An 8163-nucleotide genomic window follows, 5' to 3' on the forward strand; every position below is an offset into this window, starting at 1 on the left:
TACTTTGTGGAATGGATTTTTCACCCTCTCGATAGCAGTGTAAGGAAGGATGCTTTCGACTGCGGAGTTCCAAAGTTAAACGATTACCTGAAGCAATACGCTGGACAAAACGATAGAAAAGGCATTGCGAAAACCTTTGTTGCTATTCCCAAAGAAGATGGTAATGAAGTTGTTGGCTATTACACCATCAGTATGTCTAGCATTACGTTTGACTCGCTTCCAGAGCAACTAAGAAAAAGATTACCCCGTTATCCTGTTCCCGCTATGTTAATCGGACAACTTGCCGTTGACACCTCAATGCAAGGGAGAGGATTGGGAAAAAGATTACTAATGGATGCTCTTAGTAAAGCAGTTCGCCTTGCAGATGAAGTAGGGATTTTTGCAGTTAGAGTTGATGCTCTGGATGATGAGTCAAAGCAATTTTATCTGAAATACGGTTTCGTTCCCTTAATTGATTATGAATTCTCGCTTTTCCTACCAATGGCAACAATATTAAAGAGTCGTAAATAGCAGGTAGTTTCGTCGCTGTGGTCAAGCAGATTTATTGTTAAATGGCGAACTAGGAGCTTCACCCACTTGATTCTTCCTCTTCAAGCTTTGGCAAGATGTACAAGCTTGTATCTTCTCCTTGAACTAACTGTAGGGGCGCACGGCTGTGCGCCCTTTCCTTGAGAAAAAGGGTTATGTCTTCTACTACCTGCATAGAACAGCGAACAGATAGTCTGGATCTATTCGGTTATCCAGGTTAGGATTCTTACTCAAAATAAATGCCCCTCCTTCAAACACGATTAAGGGAGGTTTATGTCCACGAGGATTATAAGCACCAATAGTGGAATAAGGGCTACCATACTTTCCGTATTCATTCCATACACTTGTTGAAGAATAGGGGCTGCCATATTTTCCGTACTGGTTGCAAATTGACTCGGTGGCATACTGGTTGCTTGAAACCACACCAAGCTCCTGTTTATCGGCACCCAAGATATATGCGTTGCCATCTAGATCGCGAATTATATCTTCAATGCTGGCTTGAGCTACAAGCTGCTGTTGCAACGGAACAGTTGCTTGAGACTGTAAGGGTAAAAAAATTCCACTTATTAAGGTGGCAATTCTAGAGAAAACGGTTGTTTGAAGGGATTTCATGATTATTCTCCGTAAATAACCCATCAAACTAAGTATTCCCATTAGCAACTGAGTTCTATCGTTTGTAATTGTTAAATAGCAGCCTTGGCGATTAGAAATCGCGGCTATACAAACGAAGTCCGCCTGCGCGGACTTTTGAAACCTGCGTAGGCAGGTTTTGTGTGTGTAGACGCGAATTCTATTCGCCAGCTTCATTAGAACAGCTCTTAAAAGGTCCAATCAAATAGGAACGATCGCTAGCCTTGAACAAATTTAAGCGCGGCACCATTCATGCAGTAGCGTTTGCCAGTCGGGCGTGGCCCATCGTTAAATACATGCCCTAAATGCCCACCGCAACGATGGCAATGGACTTCAACTCTAGTCATAAAAAGCGTCTTGTCTGTGGAGGTGCCGATTCCCCCTTCAATGGGAGCATAAAAACTGGGCCAACCAGTATGGCTGTCGAATTTCGTTTCAGAGGTAAACAGCGGTAATTCACACGCCGCACACGCATAAATTCCTTTACCGTATTGCTTATCAAGCGGGCTAGTTCCAGCACGTTCGGTACCGTGTTTACGCAGGACGTTAAACTGTTCGGGCGTCAAAATTTCACGCCATTCTTCCTCGGTTTTGTTGATTTCAAAGTTATTATTTGAAGCTGCCATATCTCCCGATTTCCCAATTAGATTGCGTGATAACCATGCCGCGCCTACAATTACAGCGCCAGCTTTTAAAAGATAACGTTTTTTCATGCTGCATCATTCAGTTGTCGGTGTGAGGCGAGCCAGTTCAACCTTGAGAGAGTTTATTTGGCTCTATCTCTAGGATGCGCGATCGCGTACAGCCCTTTGGGCATGAAAACAGCGAAGCGAGGCGTTAGCCTAGCGCCGACCTGTTGGTTCGCACTGCATTAAGTCTGATAGCCGGATTAAAATTCCCTAAGAAGCCTAAAGCAGGTAAAGAGGCATCGGCTCAAATTTGCTTGAGATAGAACTCAAACCGTTCCCGGAATTGTTCAACTGTCAGATTTTGAGTCCAATATTCCACTAAAGCGTGACCAAATGCCCAGGCATTGCGTTCTGGGGAAGCGGGGTTTTCCAACAGCAGAGGCCAAAGGGAGAGCAAGTCAAAGTTGATCGGGTTTTCGCCTGGATTCAAGAGGGAGAACAAATCATACGCCATCTGAAGTTTGCCAATCACAACCGGCAATTGCTCCACGGGAATTTGGTCTGCTAGCACGTATGCTAGATTTGGTCGTCCGGTTGTCAGCGTCGCAATGAACTGGAGAACGGGACTTTTGAGTAGTGCAGCCAGTCCCTGTGTCGTTGTCATCTGAAAGGTGTAGCGGTCGATGATTTTGGCAGCAGCGACAGTGCGGGCATCCAAGTTACGCAAAAAACGGGCAAGGCGGAGTTGCTTGGTAGGCGCGATCGCATCCACCAGTGCTAATGAGAGTGCGTCCATTCCCCAGGCAGTTCGATCCGTTTTTGTGTCACCTGTAACTACAGGTAGAACCAGATTGCAGAAGTCGCCTAGAAGCTTTGCCCGATACTCGGTCGCTTCCCGAATCGCCTTTTCCTTGGGGCGATCGCCTGCTTGCCAGTTGTAGGGAGGTTCCCACTCCCGGATGGGGCGCAGACGATCCACCTGAGTGACGATGGCGATCGCGCTCAAGTCTGCCACTTCCGCCTTCATATCTTTGAGAAAGTCCACATCCATTTGCAGTGCCGGATCGAGGGCAGGAGTAACTAACAGCAGCAAATCTGCATTGGTGGCATAATCCAGCACCAGTTCCCGCAAATCCGCCCGGTTCACTTGTTCGTACCCCGGCGTATCCCAAAGCGTCAGGGTTTCCCCCAATTGGCTCTGCCAGTGGTAATTCTGAATTTTATCGGTGCTGGGCAACACATCCACGGCGGCTCGATCTGCTTGAAATAGCGTATTAATCAAGCTGCTTTTTCCAGATCCGGTTCGTCCCACTAGCAGAATATTGACAGGTTTTTGCTCAACCGCTTCGACGGGTTCTGTTTGAGCCAGGATGTCTCGGAGGGTTTGCGTCTTTGCCTTGGGTAGCGTCGGTGTGGAAACAGAAGATTCTGACTCTGGTAGTGTAGTCGTTCCTCCATAGAGAGCGATCGCTTGCCGAGATAAGTTCCGCAGAGCCGCTTCCCGAAGCATCTGGCTCAAATTCCCCAGCAATTCCTGATTTGCCTGGTTACTGGAACGCTGAGTAACTTGTTTTGCTACCGCCACCACCGGATTCAAGAACCATTGCGCCCAATTCCAGGCTTGCCAGAGTTTCCGAGCCGATGGTTCCAGCTTGCGGTAAACTCCGTATGCCTCGTATGCCTGCCCAATCGTGACCCGATCGAGGGCAGGAGATAACTTCTGTATCCAACCGTCCAGATCGTCCACCGTTCCCCGAATCAGTCCGTAAGCTTGGGTAACGTGAATGTTGAGCAGGGGATACTTTACTTCAGGATTGTAGACATGAGCGATCGCACTGACCAGATCCTGGCATCGCTGCCAAAAGGTTTGCCAGTCTTCCCAAATCGGGCGATCGCTCTGTGCTGCTTTCAGGATCTCTTGATAAGCGACTTCCGCTTGATTTACGGCATCATTTCCAGCTGGTAGCGCTACAGTATCGCCTGCCCCAGATTCTAGTTCGGCGCTAACCTCCGCCATGACAGATTCTATTTGCGCGATCGCGGGTCGAGTCCACTTCACCAGCAACCAACGCCAACCCACGAATACGAGGGTAAATACAGCCCAGATCCAATTAATCCGCCACTCGTGAATCTGCAACCCTGCCGATACCAGCAAGAAACTGACGATCGTTGCGATCGGCGTTGCCAATACAACCCACTGCCACACCTTTAATTGCACCATTGTTCCAAACCTGTCTCGATTCGACTGCTTATACCGTTATTGTCGTAATTTTGGCTACACCGAGTTGTACGAAGTTTAAAGCCTGACACCTCCAGAAGTTAATTTAACTGAGTTTTACATACGGAATAAACAATTTTTGATTGTAGATGTTTCATCAGCACAGATTTAGGGAACTCTAGAAATAGATAGCCTAATTTTTTTCGACCAGTAAATAAGTGGAGGATAGGTAGCCCCATGCTAAGAACCATTCAAGCTGACAATGAGATGACAACAAGAGCTAGCCAAATAGCTGGGATAATTCAGAAACGCCGTCCACTGGCTCAAGAAATTGCAACTGTAGAAACCAATCTCAAACAACTCTCTGCTGTCCTACGTCAATTTGAAAGGCAACGTGAAGAGTTACTTTATAAGGTAGACGAGCCTAGTACAATTGGAAGGCTTAGAGCAATTAACTGCTCATCAATACTTCAGGAAATTGAGTCTGAGTTAGCTGCACTTACCAAGTTAAGATCTCGCTTTTCTCGAAATACGCTTAATATTGGGGTTGTAGGGCGGGCCAGACAAGGCAAGAGTCGTCTGCTGCAAAGTTTAACGGGGCTATCGACTGCTGAAATCCCGGATGGGGACGATCAGCACTGCACAGGAGTTCGTAGCAATATTCATCACAATGCAGATGTAGAGACTTACGCCGAGGTATGGTTCCATACTGAATATTCTTTTTTGGATGAGGTAATTGCTCCCTATTACAAACAACTTAATCTCGGTTCTCGACCGCGCTCCATCCAAGAGTTTGCTGATTTTCCACTGCCAGAACTGCCTAGAGAGTTAGCTGAGAGGCCAGCTTTAGCCGCAGCTAAATACGATCATCTTTGCCGATATCATCAGAATTTTAACAAATATCGTAATACCCTGTTAGAAACCTCTCCACGTCGAATTCCACAACATGAAATTCGAGAATATGTTGCTCAAGATACAGTAGATAGACGCCGAATTTACTTCAACTACCTAGCAGTGCGAGAGGTCAAGATTGTTTGTCCGTTCCCCAATCTGGATATTGGGCAAATTGCTCTAGTTGATATGCCAGGTTTAGGGGATACTGGCATTGGCGATGCAGAGAGAATGATTAAGATTTTAGGGCAAGATATTGATGCAGTTTTGTTTGTTCGTATGCCGAAATCTACAGGTGATTTTTGGGCAAAAGAAGATGTTGAACTCTATGATATAGCTAACAGCGCTTTGACTGACTTGCCTATTAAAGAATGGTCTTTCATGGTACTCAACCACGTTCGCGGTAATTCTAGTACAGATGGAAATCGGAGGAATTGCGAAAGCCTAGCTGAAACCATTTTTGAAAAGCACGTTGACGTTCAAGACGTTGTGATTGCTGATTGCGCCAACTCTGAAGAGTCCCAGACGGAAATACTGGATCGAGTTTTAAATTATTTAACTCACAAAATTCAAATTCTCGATCGTCAATATGCTTCTGCTTGCCAAGATAGACTTATCCAACTTCATAGAGCTATTGCAGTTGAGCTAGGGAAAGCTAATGACGCTTGGCGTTTAGCTTCAAAAGATGATTGGTTCCCCAAGTTCCTCGGTCTTTTTGATGAAATCTGGCGGGATATAACCGGAGGACTTGAAGTATTAATTTCCTCACTAATTGTTAGTCGGGATATTGAAGATACAAAATTTAAGAAGGCAGTAGAAATTGCTATTCGAGATTGTCGCTCAGATACAGGTATTCCAAGCTTGGAAGATATAGAAAGAAGAGCAATGGAGGTTGGTGCATATAATATTGCATATAACCAATACTTGCATGAAGTACGTACTCACCTGTCAGAAAGATTTTTGTCTTTAGACAGTGCATTAAAGGAATCACTTGAAGAAACCAAATCAAAGATAGTTGAGGTGCTAATAAAGCAAGGTAAATTAGCAAAATTAACTGATGCAAGAGGTAGCGAATTTCTAAAAATTATAGCTGAACGTATACCAGAAAACTTAATAAGGCTAAGGCTTGGTTTTCAAACTATTGCAACTTTTGACATTTTATATCGTGGATTAATTCAACATCGAATTCGCAAACATCTAGATGTCTTGACTCCAAATAGAACTCCTTACCAGCTTGTTGGCAATTTACTTGATTACCACATTAATAGGCTGACGGGAAAAATAGATCCAGGTAGACCAAATGCCGAAAAGATTTTTAAGAATTTGCATAAAGCGCAATCAGAGGCATTAACTAACTGTGAGAAAGAACTTAAGACCCTCTTCAAAGAACCGAGTCAGGCAGGTTTTGCCATTGTGGAAGAGTTCGTCGATAGAGTGTTGCGTGCTAAAGGAGTACAGAATGAATGGCAAATCTTTTTACAAGAAGTTGCTTCCGAGGTTTGGGCTGACGAGTTTGGTTTAACAATGGCACGCACTCAACTTAAACGAGATTGGATGCACGCGGTAGAACAATTAGAACACGCCAATAAATCGGAAACATTGAACTTATTACGGTAAGCCACATATTAAGCCTTGGTTCAATGAATTATTAAGTGCGATCGCTAGCTCGCTGTGTAGGTTGGGTTGACGCAGGGAAACCAACCTCTCATCATTCGCTTTCAACATGACAGCACGCGAAAGAGGGGCGATCGCACTCCCAAAAACCAGGCAAGAATTTAATTAACTCCCGTCCAAATATTTGTACCCGGAAGCAAAGCGCGATCGCCAGCAAGAACGAATAGAGAGATCGCATCTTTAACACCACGCTGCACTGGAAGCCAGCGATCGCATAGCGTGCTGTAAGCATTCGCCATCTCATCGCCAGTCTTCATCCAGAGAAAAATAGTGTTGCTCAACTTGCAAAACTAACCCAAAGTTTTTTTAAGATTTCAAGTAGTGATTGCTATTCTGCATCTATCGCGGGGAATAATAGTATTAAGTAGATGACGCTATGTTTTTCTTTAGGCAATGAGGAATCAGTTTTAGTAGCAGCGATGAAACTTCGAGAAGCTAGGTCACTAAGGCTTGTGGATATGGAAATGACGATTGGACGATAGTGGTTAATAATTCAACCGTTGAGGGTGAGTGAAGATTTTACAGCTTCATTCTTTGCCTGCTGATTAAGCAGCTCGGTCACAGTTTCATCTGAAAGTTCAGGAGATTCCATAAGCGCGAAGCGTGGAAATTACTGAACTCTTGAACACCTTGTTAAGCAGTAATTATACGGAAGGTTTTGGGAGCAGCAAACTAGCTTCCTGAAACACTTTGCTCTTGAAAGCTAGATTTTACTTCAACTCTAACGCCCTGAATTGGAGCAGGAACAGCAACATGATTCAAACTACAGATACAGCTAAGTTTTCGACGACTGACCTAAATCGCTTTGCTGAAGAACTCAATCGAGATGGAATTTGTGTGATTCGGGGTCTGTTTGACAGAAGATTAATCGAAGAGTGGGGAGACGCTTTTAATGAATTATTCCAAAAGCGCCAAAATCAACCGGGTGGTCTGGCACCTCGCGAACAAGCCCGCTTCTATCTAACCTTCCCCTGGGTTGCTCCCTTTGCCAATGTAGATGTGTTTGCAAATCCAGTAATTTTGGGGATTCTCAATCGCGTATTCTACCAAGAATATAAGATGGTGCAATTGGGGGCTGATATTCCAGTACAGGGTTCGGATTACCAAGAAATTCACCGGGACTTTCGCCCACTTTTCTCAGATCAGATAGTAACGCCACTCTATGCGCTGGCGGTAAACTTTCCGCTGGTAGAAGTAACGGCGGACAATGGGCCGTTTCAAATGGCGCGGGGGACTCATGTCTTACCTCGTGAGGAAGGGTTAGTGAAGGTCGCTGCTGGGGAAATTCCGATGGAGTCCTTTTATATGCAGCCGGGTGATGTGATGATTCGCTCGCCCCTGGCGCTGCATCGAGGCTCACCGAACCGGACAAACACTCCCAGACCGATGGTTGTGATGGGCTATGTGATGCATTGGCTGCACACCGCGAAAGTAGACTTGACTGTGCAACGGGACTATTATGAAAGTCTGCCAGAGCAAGTAAGGGAATTACTGCGGTGCCACGTGGTAGAGCAGTTGCCAGAGAACAAAGTTGAAACCTACGTGAATTTCAAGTATTAGGACGCTAATGTCTCAATTTGAGCCGACGCCTGA

The 8163-nt window shown here is 45.3% G+C and carries 7 protein-coding genes; 3 read left to right on the forward strand and 4 right to left on the reverse strand.

What is annotated here, in order from left to right; translation table 11 throughout:
- The first annotated feature begins 6 nt into the window (after positions 1-6).
- Complete coding sequence (locus H6F50_RS24700) at positions 7-510, forward strand: GNAT family N-acetyltransferase (RefSeq protein WP_190430712.1); 504 nt, start codon at positions 7-9, stop codon at positions 508-510.
- A gap of 183 nt (positions 511-693) precedes the next feature.
- Here H6F50_RS24700 and H6F50_RS24705 read toward each other — a convergent pair whose 3' ends face one another.
- The 3 genes from H6F50_RS24705 to H6F50_RS24715 all read right to left on the reverse strand — a co-directional run bounded on the left by H6F50_RS24705 (position 694) and on the right by H6F50_RS24715 (position 4008).
- Complete coding sequence (locus H6F50_RS24705) at positions 694-1140, reverse strand: hypothetical protein (protein WP_190430713.1); 447 nt, start codon at positions 1138-1140, stop codon at positions 694-696.
- 236 nt (positions 1141-1376) lie between these two features.
- Complete coding sequence (msrB, locus tag H6F50_RS24710) at positions 1377-1871, reverse strand: peptide-methionine (R)-S-oxide reductase MsrB (RefSeq protein ID WP_190430714.1); 495 nt, start codon at positions 1869-1871, stop codon at positions 1377-1379.
- 220 nt (positions 1872-2091) lie between these two features.
- Positions 2092-4008, reverse strand: coding sequence for a GTPase family protein (locus tag H6F50_RS24715; RefSeq protein ID WP_190430715.1), 1917 nt, complete (start codon positions 4006-4008; stop codon positions 2092-2094).
- Positions 4009-4242: 234 nt separating this feature from the next.
- Between H6F50_RS24715 and H6F50_RS24720 the strand changes: the two genes are divergently transcribed.
- Entirely contained in the window at positions 4243-6513 is a 2271-nt protein-coding gene (locus H6F50_RS24720) for a hypothetical protein (protein WP_190430716.1), read from the forward strand.
- 158 nt (positions 6514-6671) lie between these two features.
- Here the strand turns inward: H6F50_RS24720 and H6F50_RS24725 are convergent, their stop codons facing one another.
- Entirely contained in the window at positions 6672-6851 is a 180-nt protein-coding gene (locus tag H6F50_RS24725) for a hypothetical protein (RefSeq protein ID WP_190430717.1), read from the reverse strand.
- Positions 6852-7323: 472 nt separating this feature from the next.
- Here H6F50_RS24725 and H6F50_RS24730 point away from each other — a divergent pair, with 472 nt between their 5' ends.
- A complete protein-coding gene (locus H6F50_RS24730; protein ID WP_190430718.1) occupies positions 7324-8130 on the forward strand; it encodes a phytanoyl-CoA dioxygenase family protein in 807 nt (268 codons plus the stop codon).
- Positions 8131-8163 lie beyond the last annotated feature (33 nt).

It is taken from the genome of Coleofasciculus sp. FACHB-712, from assembly GCF_014695635.1.
Lineage (GTDB): Bacteria > Cyanobacteriota > Cyanobacteriia > Cyanobacteriales > FACHB-T130 > FACHB-T130.